An 18,104-nucleotide genomic window follows, 5' to 3' on the forward strand; every position below is an offset into this window, starting at 1 on the left:
ATGGAGTCCCTGCGACAGGTGATGTCCACGTTCGCGACCGGGGTCACGGTGATCACGGTCGGCGGTGCCAACCCCCACGGCATGACGGCCAACGCCTTCTGCTCGGTGTCGCTGGACCCGCCCCTGGTGCTGTGCTGCGTCTCGGGAACGGCCCGGCTGCACAAGGCGGTCGCGGCCGAGGGGCACTTCGCGGTGTCGGTCCTGTGCGCGGAACAGGAGGGGGCCGCGCGCTACTTCGCCGACCGCTCCCGGCCGTGCGGGCGTGAGCAGTTCGCGCCGGTGGACTGGCTGCCCGGGCCCCGGACGGGAGCGCCCCTGATCTCCGACGCGCTGGCCTGGCTGGAGTGCGAGGTGACGGAGGAGCACGTGGCCGGCGACCACTCGATCTTCGTCGGACGGGTGCTGGACGCGGCTCCGGGGACCGAGCGCACCGCGCTGCTGTTCCACGGGGGCTCCTTCCGGGGGCTCGCCGACGGTTCCGTGACCGCCGCCCGTCCGGACGGGACGGTGAGCGCGGGATGAGCGCCTCCGAGGCGGATCTGCGCCCTGTGGCCGTGCCCCGCACGGCACGGCCACAGGCCCCGCGGGCCCGCACCATGGCGTCACTGCGACGCGAGCGGGACACCCTGCGGGGCCTGACCGAGGCGGGGGACCCCACCGGGATAGAACGCCAGCACGGCCTGGGCAAGCGCACGGCGCGGGAGCGGCTGGCCCTGCTCCTCGACGAGGGCTCCTTCGTCGAGTTCGGCATGTTCCGCCGCCGCAGGGACGAGGGCCCCGCCACCGAGGGGCGGCGCCCGCACACCGACGGCGTGGTCACCGGCTCCGGCACGATCGACGGCAGGCGCGTGTTCGTCTACGCCCAGGACTTCACCATCCTCGGCGGGTCCCTCGGCGCCGAGCACGCCAGGAAGATCCACCGGGTCATGGACCTGGCGTTGGACGGCGGGGCGCCGGTCATCGGCCTCAACGACAGCGGCGGGGCCCGTATCCAGGAGGGCGTGGCGGCCCTGGACGGCTACGGGGGGATCTTCCGCCGCCAGGTGGCCGCGTCCGGGGTGATCCCCCAGATCAGCGTGATCCTCGGACCGTGCGCGGGCGGCGCCGCCTACTCGCCCGCTCTCGCGGACTTCACGTTCATGGTCCGCGGCGCGGCCAGGATGTACCTGACCGGCCCCGACGTGATCGCCGCGGTGAGCGGTGAACGGGTGGGGCACGAGGAGCTCGGAGGCGCGGACGTGCACGGCGGGCGCACCGGTGTGGCCGCCTTCGTCCGCGACGACGAGGAGGAGTGCTTGGAGGACGTGCGCCACCTCGTCTCGCTCCTGCCCGAGAACAACCTGGCCCGCCCTCCCGAGGCGCCACCGGCCGGGGCGGACGCGGACACGCGCCCCCGCCTGGCCGAGATCGTCCCCGCGGAGCCGAACAAGCCCTACGACATGCGCGAGGTCGTCGCCGAGCTGGCGGACGACGGCGACTTCCTGGAGGTGCACGAGGGGTGGGCGCCCAACGTCCTGTGCGCCCTCACCCGCGTGGACGGTGCCGTGGTCGGCGTCGTCGGCAACCAGCCGATGGTCCTGGCCGGCGTCCTGGACAGCGACGCCTCGCAGAAGGCGGCGCGCTTCGTCCGCTTCTGCGACGCGTTCAACATCCCCATCGTGACCCTGGTGGACGTCCCCGGCTTCCTCCCGGGGACCGGCCAGGAGCACGCGGGGGTGATCCGGCACGGGGCGAAGCTGCTCTACGCCTACTGCGAGGCGACGGTTCCGCGCGTCCAGGTGATCCTGCGCAAGGCGTACGGGGGCGCCTACATCGTGATGGACTCCCGTTCCATAGGCACGGACCTGTCACTGGTCTGGCCCAGCAACGAGATCGCGGTGATGGGCGCGGAGGGCGCGGTGAACGTGGTCCACCGCAGGGAACTGCGGGCCGCGGCCGACCCGGAGGCGCGGCGGGCGGAGCTCATCGCGGACTACAGGGAGCGCCTGATGCACCCGTACCGGGCCCCGGAGGAGGGGTTCGTCGACGACGTGATCGACCCGGCGGACACGCGCTCGGCGGTGGCGCGCGGGCTCGCGCTCCTGCGGGACAAGAGGAGGGAGCCTCCCCGGCGCAAGCACGGGAACGTGCCGCTCTAGTGGGCTGTCCGGAAGCGTTGCCTGTGTGAACTCGGTGTCTCACCCTGATCGATCTTGTACTCATAGCGAGGTTGGAGCGTCCAACCTCGCTATGAGTACAAGACCACGGCGCGCGGGGCCGGGCCGGCGGACCCTTGCGGTCACCGCTCCAGAGGGTGGGTGGGGGCGCGAAAGCCTGGGCCTCGCACGCACGTCGCCGCGGCCCTCCGACCAGGCAGAGCCTGGACGGCGGTGCCTACGTGTGCGGGAGGTGGCCCCGGTGCCTTGCGAGCCCGCGGCCGCCGGACCGGGCGTGCACGCCCGCCGGACGCCTGGCCCCGGCCCACCGCGTGGTCGGTGGCGGACGCTCACGCATCGTGCGCTTCGAGGGCGCACAGGGACGGCAGGCGCTCCAAGGACGCGGCCACGGACAGCCGGGCGGAGTCCGGGGCGTCTCCGCACCCGACCATCAGCGACACGAGCTGGTCCTCGAAGCACCGGTCGGCGTCGTAGGGGGAGACGAGGTAGGAGCCGAGTTCGAGTGTGGTGAGCCCGTGCACCGCGCTCCACAGCCGGTGGGCGACCAGCTCCGGGTCGGCCGGACGGAAGCGTTCGGACCCGACGCAGCGGGCCACGCACGCGGTCACGTTGCGGAGCGTGTAGCGACCGTGCTGCCGGTCGTCCTCGGACAGGGTGAAGCCGGCCAGGGAGCAGCCGCCGAACATGACCGCGTACAGATGCGCGTTCCGCGAGGCGTTGTGGCGGAACGCGCGGCCGAGCAGGGCCAGGTCGGCGACGGGGTCCTCGGTGGCCCCGACCCGGGTGAAGTGCTCCTCCAACCGCGCGAACCCCTCGTGGACCATCGCGTGCACCAGTCCGCCGATGCCGTCGAAGTAGGTGTACACGGCCATCGTGGAGCTCCCCGCCTCCTGGGCGATCCTGCGTGTGGACAGGGCCGGAGGGCCATCGCTGGACAGAAGCCGTGCGGCGGTGTCGATGAGGTGGGCACGTGCATTTGGGTCTGCCTTTCGAGGACTCATGCCTGTGAGTCTGTACACGTCGGGGCACGGAGGCTACTCGTGGTCAGCGGTTTTGTTTCGGTTCGCTTCCGAACCTTGTTTCGGTCCCAATCTCACGGAAGACGCGGCACAGTCTGCTCTTTTGTCCACGATGTGAACACGAGCGACGACACCGATGCGTAAAGTAATCACCAACCGGCGGAATGTCACTCATTGTTTGCCGCGGGGCGGGGGGCGGGTTTCACGTGGCGTGCAAGTTGAATTCCAAACCACAGTTGTGCGAAGAGTAGTTTCCTGGTAGCCGGCGGTCCGTGGGGGAAAGGTGGGATCTTCATACATGCGGACTGTAGTTATCTGGGAACACAGTGTGTCGGCTCTTGTAATCAAATGCTGGTTTTTCCTGTCCTTTTTGTCTGCCTAAGGCGCAACATGGAAGATGTGTGCCGTGTCTTCGGGTGACACGATGAGGAGCGTCGAAGCGAGGAGGGGTCGGTGTGGGTTCACGCGAAATGGGGAAGAGAGTCGTGGGAGCGCCGTGCCCCCTCTCTGATTGCGAGGCTGACTGAGTGAGTTGACGAAGGTCATGCGCCTCGATTCGATGCGGAGGTTATGACTTACCTTTCGAGGGTATGCTCCAAAGATTTATCGGTTATTTTTCCGAATTTCTGGGCGGTGCGAAGCCTATTTGGCGTGCAATTTTCTAGTTCCACTTTCCGTGCTCTCTTTGAATAATCATCCCAGGGGATAGGTCCTTCTGTTCTGAGGAGATTTTGGTGGAGAAGATGGATAAATCCGTTCGTCAAGCTGTCGCCTCCATGCACAAACGGTACTGCGACCCACTCACACTCAATGAGATCGCCGCGGAGGTCTTCGTCAGCCCCTACCACTTCTCCCGCGTCTTCTCCCGCGCCATGGGCGTCACACCCGGCAAGTACCTGACGTCAGTGCGCCTGTTCGCCGCCAAGCGACTGTTGCTCACCACCGCCCTCACCGTCTCCGACATCGTGTGCAGCGTGGGGTACAACAGCGTGGGCACCTTCACGAGCAGGTTCACGCGCGCGGTGGGCATGTCCCCCACCCAGTACAGGGACCCGAAGGTGGCGGAGCTGCTCGTCGTCGCCTCCCACGAGTACTCGTGCCTGCCTCCCCTGGAGGAGATGCGGCGGGCCAGACGCCTGCAACCGCGTCCGCAGGGCCCGTCCCACTCCATCAGCGGGGCGGTCGACCTCCCCGACGAGGCGGGGGAGTCCGACGTCCTCGTCGCCGTGTTCCCCGACGCGATCCCCCAGGGCGCCCCCGTGGCCTACGAGGTCCTGTCCGCCAAGGGAAGGGCCGAGTTCACGATCGCCGACGTCCCCACGGGGCCGCACGTGGTCATCGCCCTGGCGGTCCCCACCGGCGACCGCACCCGCTCGGGACACATGTTCATCGGCTCGTCCCGACATCCGGTGACCATCGCACGGGGCCTGCGGACCTACGTCCACCTGTCCCTCAGCGAGGTCCAGGAGACCGACGCGCCCATCGCCGTCACCCTGGCCGAACCCGCCGTGTCGGTGGAGAGCAGGTTCTCGCGGTCCGCATGCATCCGCCAGACCGTGGCCTGAAGATGGGCGCCCGACCCCATCCCGTCGGCGCTCTCGGCCGACTGCTGCTGTCGCCCCCGCTGGCACACGTCGGCTTCGACCACCTCGGCCTCCCCGGCCGCGACTCCCCCTCGGCCCGTCACCTGGAGAGGATCCCCGAAGCGGTCGTCTGCGGTTTCGAGTGGGGCATGGGGACGCGCGACTCGCGCGAGGTCGAACACAGGCTCGACACGGTCGCCCCGGACCTGCGTGGATTCGCCTGCGAGGGCGTGACCATGGCCCACACCATCCGGGACGTACTCCCCCTCGGCCGGTCCGACCGGACCCGCGAGCTCATGCTCGGACCCGCGCTCCCCCACACCTTCCTCTCCTACATAGGCATCGGATTCGCCATGGCCCGCCTGCCCCGGCCGCTGTGGAAGAGGATCCTGCCCGACCTGACGGGGAATCCCTACCACCCCACCATGAGCTGGCTGGCCGTCGACGGCTACGGGTTCGACCTGGCCTACTTCGACTCACCGCGCTGGATCGGGGAGCAGCGGCTCCCGAGGCCCTACCCGTGGGCGGGAGCCCCCGAGTACTTCCCCCGGGCCTTCGACCAGGGAGTGGGGCGGGCCCTGTGGTTCGTCCACGGCGCCCGCTGCGGTGCGGTCGCCTCCGCCGTCGGGCGGTTCGCCCGGCGGCGGAGGGCCGACCTCTGGAGCGGAGTCGGACTCGCAGCCGTATTCGCGGGCGGAGCGGAACCCGGCGACCTCCGCGGGCTGGTGGAGGCCGCGGGAGACGACGGAGCGCACGTCTTCCAAGGAGCCGTCTTCGCGGCCAAGGCGCGCGTGTTCTCGGACTACGTGCCCGAGTACACGGAGGAGGCGGTGCGGGCCCTCACGGGCCTGGACGCCCTCGGCGCCGCGCGGATCGCCGACGACAACCGCGTCGAGCCGGGCGGCGGAGCGGACCCGGACTACGAGGTGTGGCGTGCGGGCGTGCGAGCCGTTTCTCCTGGAGTGCTCTGACAGCCGAACGGCCGCCGCGCGGCAATTCCTGAGTAGATTCCTCGCCCGGTCCCCGAGAAGTATGGAAATGACACAGAATCCACCGCGTACGGCGGGAGCGAGGACCAGTTGGCCACTGCGATAGGGGCGCTGAGGCGCCGCGTGATGACACCGAAGGCGTCCGAGACGAAACTGGAGACCCGTGGATTCCATGACAAGGGACCGGAGGCGCGGCGGATCCTGGAAACCGTGGGGGAGTCCTTCCTCACGGGCCTCGGTGACGCGGTCGAGACGGGTTCCCCGTCCGCCACCGGACAGCGGCTCGGAGCGCTGCCCGAGCGTTTCCGGGGATTCGCCTACGAGGGGGCGGCCATGGGCTTCGCGCTCCTGGACGGCCTCCTCCCCGGGAGCCACCGGACCGACTCCTTCCTGAGGGGACCGGGGGACCCGCACGTCTACATGGCCTACATCGGTATCGGGTGGGCCATGGCCCGCCTGCCGCGGCCCCTGTGGCCCGACACCCGCCGTCTCGACCCCCTCCTGCGCTGGCTCGTGCACGACGGCTACGGCTTCCACCAGGCGTACTTCCACACGGACAGGTACGTCCACCGGAGGGAGCGTGACGAACGCGCGGCGAGACGGACCGGGGACGGCCCCTACGCCCTCCGTGCCGCCGACCAGGGGATCGGACGGGCCCTGTGGTTCGTGGCCGGGACGGACGCGGACCGGGTCGCGGCCCTGGTGGAGTCCTTCCCCGAGGACCGCAGGCCCGACCTCTACGCCGGGGTGGGCCTGGCCGCCACCTACGCGGGCGGGGCCGACGAGGAGGAACTCCACCGGCTCCGCGGGCACGCCGGGGACCACCGGCACCACCTCGCCCAGGGCAGCGCCTTCGCCGCCGAGGCCAGGATCCGCGCTGATCTCCTGGCTCCGCACACGGAGACCGGGGCCCGGGTGCTCTGCGGCATGGACGCGGAGAAGGCGGCCAGGTTCTCCAGGGACCTGCGCCCCGACGCCTCAGGACCCGAACCCGACCCCGCGCGTCCCCGGTACGAGGTGTGGCGGGCCTCCCTCGCCGCCGAGTTCGCGCAGAGGGACGGGGGCACGCCGTGACCGCGGGGGACATGCGGCATCCGCCGCGCACACCGGTCTCCGCGGCTCCCGGCATGCTGCGTGACCTCCTCACCGACAGGCTCGCGATGATGTCCACCGCGGCCGAGCGGTACGGCGACGCGGTCCGCATGGCCGCCGGACCCAAGACCCTGTACTTCTTCAACCACCCCGACCACGCCAAGCACGTGCTGGCCGAGAACAGCGGCAACTACCACAAGGGCATCGGTCAGGCCCACGCCAAGCGGGCCCTGGGCGACGGGCTGCTGACGAGCGAGGGCGATCTGTGGCGCACCCAGCGCCGGACGATGCGCCCGGTGTTCCAGCACCAGCGGATCGCCGGCCAGGCGGACTCGGTGGCCAAGGAGGCCGCCGCACTCGTGGACCGGCTGAGGACGCGCGTGGGCCACGGGCCCGTGGACCTGGCGGAGGAGGCGACCGGTCTGACCCTGGGCGTCCTGGGGCGCACCCTCCTGGAGTCGGACCTCCACGCCTTCGACTCCATCGGCGCCTCCTTCGAGGCCGTACAGGACCAGGCCATGTTCGACATGGTCACGATGAACGCGCTGCCGGTATGGCTGCCGTTCCCCACGCAGACGAGGTTCCGACGTGCGCGCAGGGAGCTCCAGAGCATCGTCGGCCGCCTCGTGCGGGACCGCGTTCCCGGAGGCGAGGGGGACGACGCCCTCTCCCGGGTGCTGGCCGAGGCCGCCTCGGAGGAGCCCGGGGTCCGCGCCCGGCGCGTGCGCGACGAGTTGGTCACGCTCCTGCTGGCCGGGCACGAAACCACGGCCAGTACCCTGAGCTGGGCCTTCTACCTGGTGGACCGCAATCCCGGCACGGCGGAGCGGCTCAGGGAGGAGGCGGTGCGCGTCCTCGGGGACAGGTCGCCGACCTACGAGGACCTGCACGAGCTGACCTTCACCACGATGGTCGTCCAGGAGACCATGCGCCTGTACCCGCCGGTGTGGATCCTGCCGCGCAAGGCGCTGGCCGACGACGAGGTCGGGGGCTACCGCGTCCCGGCCGGATCCGACGTCCTGATCTGCCCCTACACCCTGCACCGGCGCCCCGACTCCTGGGAGGACCCCGACCGCTTCGACCCCGACCGCTTCGGCCCGGACCGACGCGACGACCGGCACCGCTACGCCTACATCCCCTTCGGCGCCGGACCGAGGGTCTGCGTGGGGAGCAACCTCGGCATGATGGAGTCCGTCTTCGTGCTCGCCGCCGTGTCGCGCGAACTGCGACTGAGCCTTCCGCCGGACCACAGGGTCGTGCCCGAACCCATGCTCTCGCTGCGCGTGCGCGGCGGACTTCCGATGAACGTCCGTCCCGCCTAGGACGCCGGGGCGGCGACACACGCCTCCCCCCACGAACACCCCCCAGAAGACAGGAGACGACCATGCCGAGGGGCACTCCCGACGCGGGGAGCACTGAGACACGAACACTGGAGGCGTTCGCCGACACCGTCCTCCCGGGCGTCAAGCGCACGCCGGAGGACACCGCCGTCGCGGGCCGCTCACACGACGCCGGGGCGGTCGAGGCGGGGGCGCTCGAACTGCTGAGGACCCCCGCGACGGGGCTGGCCTCCGGGCTGGCCGAGTTCACCGAACTCCTCAACGGGCACGCCGCACGGTACGCCGACCAGCACGGCACCGCCCTGGATGGAGGGCTCCCGCCCTTCGTCCAGCTGTCCTTCGAGGACCGCACCGCGCTGGTCAGGGCGCTGACCTCACCGGGCCACCCCGAGAAGGAGTTCTGGGTGATGCTCGCGCTCTTCTGCAACATGGCCTACGACAGCGCCGCCCACACCAGCACCCCCGCGGCCATCGCCGCAGGGCACCCGGGGCTCCGGGCGATGGGGTTCGCCGCCCCCGACCCCGACGGCCTCCTGCGTTTCAAGGACTACTCCTACGGCAGGCCGCTGGCCCGCCTCCACCCGGACACGACCTCCTCGGGGAGCCCCGCGTGAACACCACGGAGAAGACCGACGTGCTCATCGTCGGCAGCGGCTTCGGCGGCGCCATCACCGCCTACCACCTCGCGGCCGGAGGCGCCCGCGTCACCGTCCTCGAACGGGGACCCTGGCTGGAGACCGAGGAGCTCCAGCACGACTTCCTCCTCGGCTCCTCCTACACCAGGGCCTTCGACTTCACCGTGGGCGACGGCATGAGCGTGCTCGGCGGCAACTGCGTGGGAGGGGGGAGCATGGTGTACTTCGCCGCGCTTCCCCGCGCTCCCCGGTTCGTCTTCGAGCGCAAGGGCTCGATCGGACGGCGCATGTGGCCGTCCGCCATCACACGGGAGGCACTGGACCCCTGGTACGACCGGGTGGCCGAGGCGATGGGGGTGCGTACCCAGGACTGGTCCGACGTCAGCTACGCGGGCGGGCTCTGGGGCGCGGCCTGCGACCACTCCGGGCGGACGGCGAACCCGGTGCCCGTCGCCATCGACAAGGACGCCTGCGTCAACTGCAACTGGATGATGGCGGGCTGCCGGTTCGAGGCCAAGAAGTCCCTGATGTTCAACTACCTTCCCGCCGCGGTCTCCCACGGGGCGCGGATCAGGCCCCTGCACGAGGTGCAGAGGCTGGAGCGCACGGACGACGGCGGATACCGGGTCCACTACGACGTCATCGACGAGGACGACTACCGCGTCACCACGGACTCGGGCGTGATCGAGGCCAGGATCGTCGTGCTGGCCGCCGGGGCCGGAGCCACGCCCGTGATCCTCAAGCGGTCCGAGAGCGACCTGGGGACCATGCCGCACGCGGTGGGGCGCTATTTCTCCGGCAACGGCGAACGCCTCAACACCGCGGTCGTCAACGAGGACCGGGTCCGCGACGTCCTCGGCCTGTCCCGCGACGAGGAGCGCGCCTACGAGGCCTTCCAGATCGGCAAGGGACCCTGCGTCGCCAACTGGGACAAGCTGGACGGATCGCTCCCGGAGTACTCCCGGTACTCGCTGGAGCAGCTCTACTTCCCGCCGGCCCTCGGCACCATCCTCGCCCAGGTCCCCGGAGCGCCCGCGCCGTCGTGGTTCGGCGCGGACAAGAAGGAGATGCTGAAGCGCTGGAAGTCGTGGCTGATCGTCTTCACCATGAGCGAGGACGACAACGAGGGGGTCTTCGGCCCGCTCCCGCCCACGGGCAACGCCGTCCGCCTGTCCCAGCAGATGCTCGGAAGGGGACCGCTCACCTACCGGCCCACGATGAACACCCTCCGCGGCTGGGAGCGCTCGGACGCCGAGGTCAAGGAGATCCTGGGCAAGGACGGGATCGCCGACGTCGCCCCCTGGACCAACGACCTGGTCGGTGCCTACACGGTTCACCCCCTGGCCTCGTGCCGTATCGGGGACGACCCGCACACCTCCGCCCTGGACGACCGCCACGAGCTCCGGGGCCATCCGGGCGTCTTCGTCACCGATGGGTCGTCGGTCCCCGGCGCCCTCACCGTCAACCCCGCGATGACCATCGCGGCCCTCGCCGAACGCGCCGTGCCGGGCATCGTCGACGCCGCCCGCGCACGGGGTGTCGACGTCACATACGGCGCTCCCGCCCCCGACGGCGCCACGTCGGGGCGCGGGGGCGTTCTGGACCCGAGCGGCCAGCGGTCCTCCTGATCAGTGGCCGGTTCTCAAACGGGAGGCGCCCCAGTGCTTTGGATGCTCCTGCGGACGGCCGTGCGTCGGTCGTTGAAGGACGTACGCCATGTCCACCCGGTTCCGCCGCGCCGGGCGCGCGGCGAGGTCGCGACGCTCTACCGGCAGGTGGAGCGCGACTTCGGGGTGCTCGCACCACCGGTCGCGCTGCTCTCACCCGCCCCAGAGTGCGCGGCGGCCACTTGGACGGCGCTGCGCGAATCACTTCTGGTCCCGGGCCGCACAGCGCGCCCCGACCGGGAGGCGGTGGCGACCGCCGTGTCCCGGGACAACGCCTGCCCCTACTGCGTGGAGGTGCACGGCGCGACCCTCGGCTCCCTCGGCCCGGTCGGCGGCGACTCCCGGGTGCGGCTGGGCGCCGACCCCCCGGAGCGCGCCGAACTGGGCGCCGTCGTACTGACCTTCCAGCACATCAACCGCCTGGTCAACGTCTTCCTACCCGAATCGCCCCTGCCCGCCTTCGCTCCCGGCTTCGCGCGGAAGTCCTTGCGCCGTGCCACGGGGGCGGTCATCGCCGCCCGGTCGGGCCACCCCGTCCCCGGCGCCTCCCTCCCACTGCTGCCCGAGCGAACACGGCGCGGACCCGTACCCGACGACCTGGGCTGGGCCGCCGGGGACCCCCGGATACTGCGTGCCCTGACCCGTACGGCCGCCACCATCGACGCGGCCGGTGACCGCGCGCTCCCCGACACCGTCCGCGCCCTGCTCCGCCGCCACCTCCAGGAGCAGGGCACCGGTTCCGCCGGAGTCAGCCGCGCCTGGGTCGAGGAGCCGGTGAGCGAGCTACCCCCGCCCGATCGCCCCCTCGGCCGCCTGGCCCTGCTCACCGCACGGGCCTCCTACCAGGTCGGCGACGACACGGTCACCGAGTGCCGGAACGCCGGAGCCGACGATCCGACCCTGGTCCGAGCCGTCTGCTGGGCCGCCATGACCGCTGCCCGCCACGCCACCCGCGCCATGTTGGACGAGGGCCCGACCTCCTGACCCCGCACACACCACCGGACAGATGAAAGGACCCAGACGTGAGCACCCTGCCCAACGTCATCACGGAGTTGCCCTCCGTTATCGCCGATCTGAGGGCCGAGGCGGCCGGGATCGACGCCTTGGTGGCCGACCTGGACCCCGTCGACTGGACGCGGGAGACCCCGGCCCCCGGATGGACCGTCGCCCACCAGGTGGCCCACCTCTGCTTCGTCTTCCGGTTGGCCGGAACCGCGGCCTCGGACGCGGAGGCCTTCGCCGCGATGACGGCCAAGGCCAGCGAGGACTTCGACGGGGCCGTCAACGCGGTCCTGACGACCTATCCGCTGGAGGACCCCGAGAAACTGCTCGCCCGCTGGCGCGCCGACCGGGACTTCGCCGTGGAGGCCCTCGCCGCCGCCCCCGCCGACCAGCCGGTGCCCTGGCTCGTACGCCCGATTCCTCCGGGCGTCCTCGCCTGTGCGGGGATGATGGAGGTCCTCGCCCACGGCCAGGACATCGCCGACGCCCTGGGCGTCACCCCCGAGCGGACCGACCGCATCGGCAACGTGGTGGGATTCGCGGTACTGACCTGGGATTTCGGCTACCAGTCCCGGGGGCTTACGCCTCCGGCCACGCAGTTCCGATACGAGCTGACCTCCCCCTCCGGCCAGAAGTGGGAATTCGGCCCCGCCGACGCAGAGCAGCGGATCACGGGAGAGGCCGCCGACTTCTGCCTGCTGGTGACGCGTCGCCGCCACCGTGACGACCTGGCCGTGAGCGCGGTGGGAGCCGACGCCGACCACTGGCTCGACATCGCCCAGGCATACCGCGGCCCGGCCGGGGCCGGTCGCCGGCCCGGCCAGTTCACCCGATGACCCGCCCCGAAGGATTGGTGCTCTCATGACCTCGACATGTCCCCACGTCCTCGACACCAGCGGACGTGACCTGCACGGTGAGACGGACCTGCTCCGCTCCCGGGGGGCCGCCACACGCGTGGAGCTTCCCGGTGGTGTCCTGGCTTGGTCGTTGAACAGCCACAGCGCGATCAGGAGCGTGCTCACGGACCCCCGGGTGACCAAGAGCGCGCGCGCCCACTGGCCGGCCTTCATCAACGGGGAGATCCCCCCGGACTGGGAGATGATCAGCTGGATCGCCATGGACAACATGGTCACCGCATACGGTAAGGACCATGTCCGGTTGCGGAGACTGGTGGGCAAGGCGTTCACACCGCGGCGGAGCAGGGCCTTCCTCCCCCGGATCGAGGAGCTGACCGAGGAGCTGCTCGCGGGACTCGCCCAGGCGGAGCCGACCGAGGTGGTCGACCTGCGGGAGCGCTTCGCCTATCCTCTGCCCGCCCGCCTCGTCGCCGACATGATCGGTATGTCCGAGGAGTCACGGGCCGCGACAGCGAAGGTCGTGGACATGATGGTGGACACCACCGTCACCCCCGTGCAGGCCCAGGGCATCCTGGAGGGATGGCGCGGTGCCATGTCCGAGCTGATAGCCCGCAAGCGCCGCGAGCCGGGGGAGGACATCACCTCCGACCTCATCGCCGCGCAGGACGAGGACGGCTCCAAGCTGAGCGACCAGGAACTCACGGACACGATCTTCGCGATCCTGGGAGCGGGCTCCGAAACCACGATCAACTTCTTCGACAACGCCGTCACCGCGCTGCTGTCCCACCCCGACCAGCTGGAGCTGGTCGTCTCAGGCCGGGTCTCCTGGCAGGACGTCGTGGACGAGACCCTGCGTGTGCAGTCCCCCCTCGCGCACCTGCCCCTGCGCTACGCGGTCGAGGACATCGACCTGGACGGCGTGACCATTCCCAGAGGTGACCCGATCCTCGTCAACTACAGCGCTGTCGGCAGGGACCCGGAACTGCACGGAGAAGGCGCCGACCGCTTCGACGTGACACGAGAGGACAAGGAGCACCTGTCCTTCGGAGTCGGCCCCCATTACTGCCTGGGGGCCGGAGTGGCGAGGCTGGTCGCCGAGACCGGCCTGTCCCGGCTCTTCACCCGGTTCCCCGGGCTTTCCCTGGCAGCGCCCTCCGAGGGCCTGGAACCGCTCCCGACCTTCATCATGAACGGTCACCGGCGTCTCCCCGTTCGGCTCGGACGGGCGTTCGCTCCCCAGGGCGCCTGAGGCCGGGAACCACGAGAGGGTGGGGACAGGATCTGTCCCCACCCTCTTCGCCGTGGGCGCCGGCCGGCGCCCACGCCTCAGCCGCGCGGGCTGTTCTGGTAGGCCGCGAGGCGCCACTGCCCGTCCTCGCGAGCGACGACCCACGTGGCGCGGATGGCCCGTTCGTCCGAGACCTCGGTCTCACCGGGGGCCAGGATGCCGCCCTGGGTGACGACGACCGCGACGTCGGGACTCAGGAAGCGAAGGTCCAGGGGGGTTCCCGTGACCCGCGTGCTCTTGTAGGGGCCCGCGAAGGCTGTCTCCATGAAGGCCCTGACCTCCTGCCGTCCCTTCCGGTAGACGCCCGGGAGGACCATGGTGCCGTCCTGGGCGAAGACCTCGGCGAAGGCACGTGCGTCGTTTTCCTCCCAGGCGGCTACGATGCGCCCGGGAACGGCGGCGACGGCCGCCTGGTCCTTTTCGTCGGGGGTGGTGTGTGTCGTCCGCGTGTTCATAGCTCTCTCCCTGTCGTTGTCGCTCGCCGTGGACGGCGCTGGGGTCTCACACGTAGAGGGTGTTGGGTTCCAGGCCGCACAGGACCCTCCCGTACAGCTCGTTGTTGGTGTCGGGATTCATCAGGGCGTGCAGGTTTACGGCGTGGAGGTCACGCCGGAACCGCTGGATCGGCACGGTGGAGTACACCGACGACCCACCGCTGGCAGACGCGAGCAGGTCGACGGCCTCCCTGGCCGATCGGCAGGCCGCTCCAAGGTCGGCCCGGCACCTGGCCCTCTCCTCCAGGGACCAGGCGGAGCCGTCGAGTCCCTTGGCGTCGACGGTTCCGGCCAGGCGCAGGGCGTGGAACCCGGCGGCGTCGGCGAGAGTCGCGGCCTCGGCCACCCGGACATGGGTCAGCGGGGCCTCGCTCTGCTGCTCATAGGAGGTGTAGGTGATCTTTCGGCCCGGGAGACGCTCCAGGAACGCCTCTCTGGCGCCCAAGGCCATGCCGGCCGTGCAACCTACGGAGGAGGCCGCGGCCACGGGCAGCAGGGGGACCCGGTAGGCGGCGGAGCCGGCCGAGGCCGCGGAGGCGGAGCGACCGGACATGACGTGCCCCAGGGGGAGGACGCGTACCTGCGGGACGAAGACGTCCTCGGCCACGGTCGCAACGCTTCCACTGCCGCGCAGACCCGACGTGTGCCAGTCATCCACGATTCGCAGGTCCGACATCGGCACGAGCGCCACGACCGGTTCCGGCTCACCGCCGTCCGCGCCGGGAACGACCACGATGATCTCCTGCCAGTGGGCGTGCGGCGCACCGCTGATGAAGCCCCAGCGGCCGTTGACGCGGATGCCGCCGTCCACGGGGACACCGGTGCCGCCAGGGCTCAAGGTGCCGCACACGCGGACGTCGGGGGTGGAGAACACCTCCTCCTGGACCTCGTCGGGGAACTGGCAGACCATCCAGGTCGGGATCCAGTAGACGGACGCCGTCCACGCGGCCGCGCCGTCTCCCCGACCCAGTTCCGTGGCGACCCGGACCAGTGACTCACAGTTCGCCTCCCGGCCCCCGAAGCGCTCGGGTACACGTAGGCGGAAGACCCCGGACTCGGCCAGGGCGTCGATCACCTCACCGTGCAGGCGCCTGTTCTCCTCACCCCAGGCGGCGTGCTGACGCAGAACGGGAACGGTGTCCGCCGCCCTGCGGACAACCTCGTCTGTACCGGGAACCGTGGTTCTCATCGTCATCCGCGTACCCTCCGAAGCCGCGTAAAAAGCTGTCATCACACTTGTGAGACAGTCGCACACAGAATCCTGTGCGGCACCTTCTTGATTGCGCGAAAATTTCCCTGTGAATCACCCGGTCGGATGCGCCTCCAAGCCTGTGGGAGATATGAAGGCCTTCTCATATCTTCCGCAGTCATCAGCAGCGCATTTTTGGAGAAGTTTCCAATGCCTATTGTGCGATGATGCCATGGAAATGTTCTGGTTATCTGGTGGAGAAGAGGGGGTCTGGTGGGAGAACAGCGGGAGACCACAGGCGCGGCGACCGAAGGAAAGCCGAAGACGCGTCCTCTCACGGGGGAGGAGTACGTCGACAGCCTCCGGGACGACCGCGAGGTGTACCTGCTGGGCGAGAGGGTCAAGGACGTGACCCGGCACCCCGCGTTCCACAACCCGGTTCGGATGACGGCCCGTCTCTACGACGCCCTGCACGACCCGGCGAGGAACGGTGACCTCGTCGTCCCCACCGACAGCGGAGGCGACGGCTACACCCACGCTTTCTTCACCACGCCCCGCAGCGCAGACGACCTCGTCGCCTCCCAGCGGGCGATCACGGCGTGGTCGCGGATGAGCTACGGCTGGATGGGGCGTAGTCCGGACTACAAAGCGGCCTTCCTCGGTACCCTGGGCGCCAACGCACAGTTCTACGAGCCCTTTTCGGATAACGCGCGTCGCTGGTACCGGGAATCACAGGAGAAAGTCCTGTTCTGGAACCACGCGATCGTCCATCCCCCCGTGGACCGGAACCGATCCCCCGACGAGGTCCGTGACGTCTTCGTCCACGTCGAGAAGGAGACCGACGCGGGGCTGGTCGTCAGCGGCGCGAAGGTCGTCGCCACCGGTTCGGCCCTCGCGCACTACAACTTCGTCGCCCACTACGGCATCCCGGTCAAGGACAAGAGCTTCGCCCTGGTGGCCACGATCCCCATGGACGCGCCCGGGGCGAAGCTCATATGCAGGCCCTCCTACACCGCCGCGGCCGCGGTCATGGGCAGTCCGTTCGATCATCCGCTCTCGTCACGCCTTGACGAGAACGACACCATCCTGGTGCTGGACCGGGTGCTGGTCCCGTGGGAGAACGTGTTCATCTACGGCAACCTCGGCAAGGCACAGCTTTTCACCGGTCGCTCGGGGTTCGTGGAGCGCTTCACGTTCCACGGCTCCACCCGGTTGGCGGTCAAGCTCGAATTCCTCGCCGGTCTGCTGGCCCGGGCCCTGGAGATCACCGGGACGGCGGACTACCGGGGCGTGCGTGCCAGGCTCGGTGAGGTCCTGGCGTGGCGCAACCTCTTCCGGGGCCTGTCCGACGCGGCGGCGCGCACTCCCGTTCCCTGGCAGGACGGAGCCGTGCTGCCCAATCCCGACTACGGACTGGCGTACCGGTGGTTCATGCAGATCGGCTACCCCCGGGTCAGGGAGATCATTCAGCAGGATGTCGCCAGCGGCCTCATCTACGTCAACTCCGGAGTCGAGGACTTCCGCAACGAGGAGCTGCGGCCCTACCTGGACCGTTTTCTGCGTGGCTCCGACGGCTCGGACGCCGTGGAGCGCGTCAAGGTCATGAAGCTCCTGTGGGACGCGGTCGGCACCGAGTTCGGCGGGCGGCACGAACTGTACGAGCGCAACTACGCGGGCAACCACGAGAACACGAGGATCGAACTGCTGGCCGCCCAGACCGCGGACGGACGTGTCGACGGCTACAAGCAGTTCGTGGGTCAGTGCCTGGACGAGTACGGGCTGGACGGTTGGCACGTCGACGACCTGGAGGCGTACGAGAACCTGTCACGGGCGCGCGATGACATGTTGAACGAGTGAAGCGGCCGTGCGGCACCGTACGGCCTCATCCGCCTACAAAGAAGAGGCACATCATATGCGTGACGATCACCCCGGAGCCTCGGATAGCGCTCCGCTCAGCGAGGAAACCGACGCATACTACGACATATCCAACCAGATCCTGCGCGAGTTGTGGGGCGAGAACTTCCACCACGGGTACTGGACCTCGGAGGAGGACGACAGCTCCAACCAGGTCGCCACGGACCGTATGACAGACGAACTGATCGCCCGCTCCGGTGTGGGAGAGGGCGGGCGCCTGCTGGATGTGGGCTGCGGGGTGGGCCTGCCCGCGCTGCGTCTCGCGGAGAGGACGGGCGCCCATGTCGTCGGGGTCTCCAACAACGAGGAGCAGGTCTTCGACGCACGGGGGCGAGCGGAAGAGGCCGGGATGTCCGACCGCGTCCTGTTCGAGCTCGGGGACGGTGCCGACCTGGAGTTCCCCGACTCCTCGTTCGACACCGTGTGGGCCTTCGAGTCACTGATGCACATGGAACGCGGACGGGCCCTCGCCGAGATCGTGCGCGTGCTCCGCCCGGGCGGACGCCTGGTGGCTACGGACCTGCTCAGGGCGGGGCCGATGAGCCCCGCCGACGAGGAGCTCGTGCGCGCGCACCTGGAAGCGATGTCCGCGGGTCCGCTGCTGGACCTCGACGGTTACCGCGGGCTCCTGGTGGGGAGCGGTCTGGAAGTCGTCGAGCTTCTCGACATCACCCCGAACACCAAGCGCACTCCCCGCAGGATCATCGACGCCGTCGACGAGCGCCACGACGAGCTGGTCGAACGCTTCGGCCCCCAGGTGGCCCCCCTCCTGGAGGTCTTCAAGGCGCCCGTCGGACTGGTCGAGGAGTTCGGTTACCTGCTGGCCCACGCGGTGAAGCCGACCTGAGCCGGGTGCGCCGGGGGGCCGCCCCGGCGCAC

General features: G+C 70.0%; 16 protein-coding genes. 13 read left to right on the top strand and 3 right to left on the bottom strand.

The genetic code is table 11. From position 1 onward, the window contains the following. Positions 1–522 carry a flavin reductase family protein gene (locus tag FYX01_RS05185; protein WP_150238093.1) on the top strand — a complete coding sequence of 174 codons (522 nt, stop codon included), beginning with the start codon at positions 1–3 and terminating at the stop codon, positions 520–522. Next, a complete protein-coding gene (locus FYX01_RS05190) occupies positions 519–2,138 on the top strand; it encodes an acyl-CoA carboxylase subunit beta (protein ID WP_150238094.1) in 1,620 nt (539 codons plus the stop codon). The genes FYX01_RS05185 and FYX01_RS05190 overlap by 4 nt, the downstream gene beginning before the upstream one ends. A 347-nt stretch (positions 2,139–2,485) precedes the next feature. Here the strand turns inward: FYX01_RS05190 and FYX01_RS05195 are convergent, their stop codons facing one another. Continuing rightward, positions 2,486–3,157 carry a TetR/AcrR family transcriptional regulator gene (locus FYX01_RS05195; protein WP_150238096.1) on the bottom strand — a complete coding sequence of 224 codons (672 nt, stop codon included), beginning with the start codon at positions 3,155–3,157 and terminating at the stop codon, positions 2,486–2,488. A gap of 794 nt (positions 3,158–3,951) precedes the next feature. Between FYX01_RS05195 and FYX01_RS05200 the strand changes: the two genes are divergently transcribed. The 9 genes from FYX01_RS05200 to FYX01_RS05240 all read left to right on the top strand — a co-directional run bounded on the left by FYX01_RS05200 (position 3,952) and on the right by FYX01_RS05240 (position 13,589). After that, the gene (locus tag FYX01_RS05200; RefSeq protein ID WP_223830316.1) at positions 3,952–4,740 is read left to right on the top strand and encodes a helix-turn-helix transcriptional regulator; all 789 of its coding nucleotides are present in this window, start codon (positions 3,952–3,954) and stop codon (positions 4,738–4,740) included. Between the two features lie 2 nt (positions 4,741–4,742). Further along, positions 4,743–5,729, top strand: a complete 987-nt coding sequence (locus tag FYX01_RS05205; protein ID WP_150238098.1) for a DUF1702 family protein — start codon at positions 4,743–4,745, stop codon at positions 5,727–5,729. Between the two features lie 144 nt (positions 5,730–5,873). After that, positions 5,874–6,821, top strand: a complete 948-nt coding sequence (locus FYX01_RS05210) for a DUF1702 family protein (protein WP_394350434.1) — start codon at positions 5,874–5,876, stop codon at positions 6,819–6,821. After that, positions 6,818–8,161, top strand: coding sequence for a cytochrome P450 (locus FYX01_RS05215; RefSeq protein WP_223830317.1), 1,344 nt, complete (start codon positions 6,818–6,820; stop codon positions 8,159–8,161). Before FYX01_RS05210 ends, FYX01_RS05215 begins: the two co-directional genes overlap by 4 nt. 62 nt (positions 8,162–8,223) lie before the next feature. Next, on the top strand, positions 8,224–8,793 hold the full coding sequence (locus FYX01_RS05220; RefSeq protein ID WP_150238102.1) for a DUF5987 family protein: 570 nt from the start codon (positions 8,224–8,226) through the stop codon (positions 8,791–8,793). Continuing rightward, complete coding sequence (locus tag FYX01_RS05225) at positions 8,790–10,442, top strand: FAD-dependent oxidoreductase (protein ID WP_150238104.1); 1,653 nt, start codon at positions 8,790–8,792, stop codon at positions 10,440–10,442. Before FYX01_RS05220 ends, FYX01_RS05225 begins: the two co-directional genes overlap by 4 nt. 42 nt (positions 10,443–10,484) lie before the next feature. Continuing rightward, positions 10,485–11,465 (top strand): carboxymuconolactone decarboxylase family protein, encoded by a 981-nt coding sequence (locus tag FYX01_RS05230; protein WP_150238106.1) that lies wholly within the window; start codon positions 10,485–10,487, stop codon positions 11,463–11,465. A 38-nt stretch (positions 11,466–11,503) separates the two neighbouring features. Next, on the top strand, positions 11,504–12,319 hold the full coding sequence (locus FYX01_RS05235; RefSeq protein ID WP_223830318.1) for a TIGR03084 family metal-binding protein: 816 nt from the start codon (positions 11,504–11,506) through the stop codon (positions 12,317–12,319). A 25-nt stretch (positions 12,320–12,344) separates the two neighbouring features. Beyond that, positions 12,345–13,589 (top strand): cytochrome P450 family protein, encoded by a 1,245-nt coding sequence (locus tag FYX01_RS05240; RefSeq protein WP_150238108.1) that lies wholly within the window; start codon positions 12,345–12,347, stop codon positions 13,587–13,589. 77 nt (positions 13,590–13,666) lie between these two features. Here the strand turns inward: FYX01_RS05240 and FYX01_RS05245 are convergent, their stop codons facing one another. Together FYX01_RS05245 and FYX01_RS05250 are read right to left on the bottom strand one after the other, a co-directional pair. Next, positions 13,667–14,083 carry an SgcJ/EcaC family oxidoreductase gene (locus FYX01_RS05245; RefSeq protein ID WP_150238110.1) on the bottom strand — a complete coding sequence of 139 codons (417 nt, stop codon included), beginning with the start codon at positions 14,081–14,083 and terminating at the stop codon, positions 13,667–13,669. 46 nt (positions 14,084–14,129) lie between these two features. After that, positions 14,130–15,317 carry an acyl-CoA dehydrogenase family protein gene (locus FYX01_RS05250; RefSeq protein WP_150238112.1) on the bottom strand — a complete coding sequence of 396 codons (1,188 nt, stop codon included), beginning with the start codon at positions 15,315–15,317 and terminating at the stop codon, positions 14,130–14,132. Between the two features lie 267 nt (positions 15,318–15,584). Between FYX01_RS05250 and FYX01_RS05255 the strand changes: the two genes are divergently transcribed. Both FYX01_RS05255 and FYX01_RS05260 read left to right on the top strand, forming a co-directional pair. Continuing rightward, positions 15,585–17,168 (top strand): 4-hydroxyphenylacetate 3-hydroxylase family protein, encoded by a 1,584-nt coding sequence (locus FYX01_RS05255; RefSeq protein WP_150238114.1) that lies wholly within the window; start codon positions 15,585–15,587, stop codon positions 17,166–17,168. 55 nt (positions 17,169–17,223) lie between these two features. Next, positions 17,224–18,072 (top strand): methyltransferase domain-containing protein, encoded by an 849-nt coding sequence (locus tag FYX01_RS05260; RefSeq protein ID WP_150238115.1) that lies wholly within the window; start codon positions 17,224–17,226, stop codon positions 18,070–18,072. The last annotated feature ends 32 nt before the right edge of the window (positions 18,073–18,104 follow it).

The sequence above is a fragment of the Nocardiopsis quinghaiensis genome (genome assembly GCF_008638365.1).
Lineage (GTDB): Bacteria > Actinomycetota > Actinomycetes > Streptosporangiales > Streptosporangiaceae > Nocardiopsis > Nocardiopsis quinghaiensis.

Excerpts from the sequence above, each read along its gene's own strand:
- FYX01_RS05185 (WP_150238093.1), top strand. The coding sequence starts at position 1 with ATGGAGTCCCTGCGACAGGTGATGTCCACGTTCGCGACCGGGGTCACG.
- FYX01_RS05190 (WP_150238094.1), top strand. The coding sequence starts at position 519 with ATGAGCGCCTCCGAGGCGGATCTGCGCCCTGTGGCCGTGCCCCGCACG.
- FYX01_RS05195 (WP_150238096.1), bottom strand. The coding sequence starts at position 3,157 with ATGAGTCCTCGAAAGGCAGACCCAAATGCACGTGCCCACCTCATCGAC.
- FYX01_RS05200 (WP_223830316.1), top strand. The coding sequence starts at position 3,952 with ATGCACAAACGGTACTGCGACCCACTCACACTCAATGAGATCGCCGCG.
- FYX01_RS05205 (WP_150238098.1), top strand. The coding sequence starts at position 4,743 with ATGGGCGCCCGACCCCATCCCGTCGGCGCTCTCGGCCGACTGCTGCTG.
- FYX01_RS05210 (WP_394350434.1), top strand. The coding sequence starts at position 5,874 with ATGACACCGAAGGCGTCCGAGACGAAACTGGAGACCCGTGGATTCCAT.
- FYX01_RS05220 (WP_150238102.1), top strand. The coding sequence starts at position 8,224 with ATGCCGAGGGGCACTCCCGACGCGGGGAGCACTGAGACACGAACACTG.
- FYX01_RS05230 (WP_150238106.1), top strand. The coding sequence starts at position 10,485 with ATGCTCCTGCGGACGGCCGTGCGTCGGTCGTTGAAGGACGTACGCCAT.
- FYX01_RS05240 (WP_150238108.1), top strand. The coding sequence starts at position 12,345 with ATGACCTCGACATGTCCCCACGTCCTCGACACCAGCGGACGTGACCTG.
- FYX01_RS05245 (WP_150238110.1), bottom strand. The coding sequence starts at position 14,083 with ATGAACACGCGGACGACACACACCACCCCCGACGAAAAGGACCAGGCG.
- FYX01_RS05250 (WP_150238112.1), bottom strand. The coding sequence starts at position 15,317 with ATGACGATGAGAACCACGGTTCCCGGTACAGACGAGGTTGTCCGCAGG.
- FYX01_RS05260 (WP_150238115.1), top strand. The coding sequence starts at position 17,224 with ATGCGTGACGATCACCCCGGAGCCTCGGATAGCGCTCCGCTCAGCGAG.